Source organism: Rhodopseudomonas sp. WA056 (assembly GCF_010906995.1).
Taxonomy (GTDB): Bacteria; Pseudomonadota; Alphaproteobacteria; order Rhizobiales; family Xanthobacteraceae; genus Rhodopseudomonas; species Rhodopseudomonas palustris_G.
On record NZ_QPFS01000227.1, the window covers coordinates 1 to 2,497 of the forward strand.

A 2,497-nucleotide genomic window follows, 5' to 3' on the forward strand; every position below is an offset into this window, starting at 1 on the left:
AGATGTGCATAAGGGACAGCCATCCAGGCCCCGCGCAGCAGGCCGCGGCGATCGAGCGTCGTCGCCATCTTGCCCGGAGCTTGCAGCGGCGGCGTCTCATCAGCGGCCTGTTCGGGCTCGAGCACCGCGGCGAGCGCGGCGGCGGCAGCCGCTTCCGCCGCCGCCTGATCGGCGAAGCCGAACATCGGCGAGAACAGCGAGCAGCTTTCGATTCCGCCGAAGCCGTCGAGGCGTCCGATGGTGAACTCCAGCGCGCCGACCGGCAGCACGTGCGTCACCGCCTCGCCCTGGCCTTGTTTGGCAGCGGCCCCGGGATCGAGCGGAATCCGCACCAGATTCATGAACCAGGGCGTGACGATCACGCCGAACGCGACGTCTTGGCGGGCGCGAAAACCGATCGCGGCGACGTCGAGCGCGGGATTGAACACCGGCAGATCGCGCATCGCCGGCACCGCCGCGCGGTAGATCGCCGCCACCGCCTCGCTGGCGGCGCGGGCTTCGGCATCGCGCGGCTCGGTCGGCTCAGTGGTCATCGTCCAGCCTCAGGAATTTGGCCGGGGGCGCATCGCAGGTCGGGCAGCACCAGTCGTCCGGCAGCGCCGCGAACGGCGTGCCCGGCGCGGCGCGGCCGAGCGGATCGCCTTCGGCCGGGTCGTACACGGTCCAGCACACGCCGCATTCCATCCGGGTGCGCGGGTCTGTTTCGCTGTCGTGCGACGTGGCGAACTCGGTCATCGGAAATACGCCTCGATGATCTCGCCGAGGCGTTCGGCGGAGTCGTGGAAGTCTTCGTCGGCGGCCCGCACCGCGGCCGGCACGTCGCCGATCTCGATGGTGTCGAGGATCGGCGTGTCCATCGCGTTGAGGAATTGCACCGACCAGACATGGCGCGCGCCGGTCGCCAGCACCCGGCAGCTACCATAGCCGCGCGACCACAACTGGATCGCACCGTTGCCGAGCGTCGCGGCGAGGTGATCCATGTCGGCGGCGTTCATCGGCAGCAGCGTGAAGTTGATGACGTGCGACGGCCGGCCGATCCGGTGCGCCGCCATCCGGTCGCGGATTTCCGCCAGCACCGGCTGCACGTTCATCGCCCCGGCCGGCGGCGCGGTGATGTCGATGTCCGGCGCCGGGAAATCCTGCGCGGCACGGCTGACGATCGCCGGGATCGAGCCGATCTCCAGATAATCGCGCGCCGGCCCGTCGGCGTCGCCTTCGATCCGCACTCGCCACAGCCCGGCGAGCACCGATTCCTGAATCTGCGCGACCCGGCGATCGGGCAGCGCGACGATGCCGGAGACCTCGCCCTCGCCGAGGATGTCGTCGAGCAGGCTGCGCTCGGCCTCCGACAGATGATCGATCGATAGCAGCGTGGTCGGCGCTTCGACGCGCTGCGCGGCGAGCGCCTCGGCGAGCTGCGTCAGCGTGCCGGCGAGCAGTGGGCATTGCCGCATCAATTCCTCGCCGCCGCGGGTCGCCAATGCGGCGATCGCGCCGGCGCCGGTGACGCCGAACCGCCCGGCGTCGCCCGCGCCGATCGGCAGCAGCGTCATTTCGATGTCGTCGCTGTCCGGCTTGGTCCAGTAGCCCACTCTCATGATCGGAGCTCCGCTTCGCCGCGCCGATCGACCTCGGCCAGCATCGCGCCGATCTGCGCCAGATAGCTGGACCAATCCTGGATCTTGGCGATCACCCCGAGGGTGCGCCCCGGCTGCACCACCGCCAGGCTCGGGCACACCGCGACGCCGAACCGCGCCATCAGGCCGCGTTCGGCCTCGGCGGCGACCTCGGCCGCGACCAGCCGGCCCGGAAACGCATTGATCAGTTCCGGCAGCACCACGGCGAGATCCGCGGCCTCCGGAAAGCGCGCGGCATCGCCGCGGAAGAACAGCACGACGATCCTGCCGGAGCGGGCGATGAAGTCGTCGACGCCGGCTTCGTCCACCAATGCCGATGGATTTGGCCGCGCAGCCGCGTGCGCGAGCGAGCCGCTCATGTTTCCTCCACTCCCGTTCCGGCGCTTGTTGTTATCGTCGCCGCTAATTCAGCAAGCGACGTGCCAGCCGGAGATTGCCTCGAATTGGCAGCAAACTAACCATTTTGCGATCGGTTCTGACCAATCGCCCGCTGCCGAGGTGGGCCTATGGAAACATAGTAACCGGCAGGCGGGAAGTAGACTTGCAGATGATGCGCGCTGGCGCGCGAACGGATCGCAACTACTGCGGGTCGCGGCGCAGATGTGCGGGGAGTTCAGGCTCGCGATCGATCAGGTCGGCGAACAGATGCTCGAACGGTCTGCCCTCCAGCGCGGCGGCGACGCCGTCCAGCGCGTCGTCGATCAGCCGCGCCTCTTCGGCATCGAGCCGGCGGATCGCGCTGTCGATGAACACCAGAAGCTGATCACCCGGCGCGACCTCGCCGATCAGCATGGTCGAGACGCTGCGATGCTCGCCGCGGCGCACGCACAGCGCGCTGCCCTCCTCGGTCGAAATCACCG

General features: G+C 69.2%; 5 protein-coding genes. All 5 read right to left on the reverse strand.

Annotated features, from left to right (window positions below; genetic code table 11):
* Positions 1-533 (reverse strand): [NiFe]-hydrogenase assembly chaperone HybE (hybE, locus tag DU475_RS23560; protein WP_164633488.1); only part of this gene is annotated, 533 nt, incomplete at its 3' end.
* The gene (locus DU475_RS23565) at positions 523-735 is read right to left on the reverse strand and encodes a rubredoxin (protein WP_142883858.1); all 213 of its coding nucleotides are present in this window, start codon (positions 733-735) and stop codon (positions 523-525) included. The genes hybE and DU475_RS23565, both read right to left, overlap by 11 nt.
* Positions 732-1,598 (reverse strand): hydrogenase expression/formation protein, encoded by an 867-nt coding sequence (locus DU475_RS23570; protein WP_164633489.1) that lies wholly within the window; start codon positions 1,596-1,598, stop codon positions 732-734. Before DU475_RS23570 ends, DU475_RS23565 begins: the two co-directional genes overlap by 4 nt.
* Complete coding sequence (locus tag DU475_RS23575; RefSeq protein WP_164633490.1) at positions 1,595-1,996, reverse strand: thioredoxin domain-containing protein; 402 nt, start codon at positions 1,994-1,996, stop codon at positions 1,595-1,597. Before DU475_RS23575 ends, DU475_RS23570 begins: the two co-directional genes overlap by 4 nt.
* A gap of 220 nt (positions 1,997-2,216) precedes the next feature.
* Positions 2,217-2,495, reverse strand: a complete 279-nt coding sequence (locus DU475_RS23580; RefSeq protein WP_164633491.1) for a HypC/HybG/HupF family hydrogenase formation chaperone — start codon at positions 2,493-2,495, stop codon at positions 2,217-2,219.
* Positions 2,496-2,497: the final 2 nt, after the last annotated feature.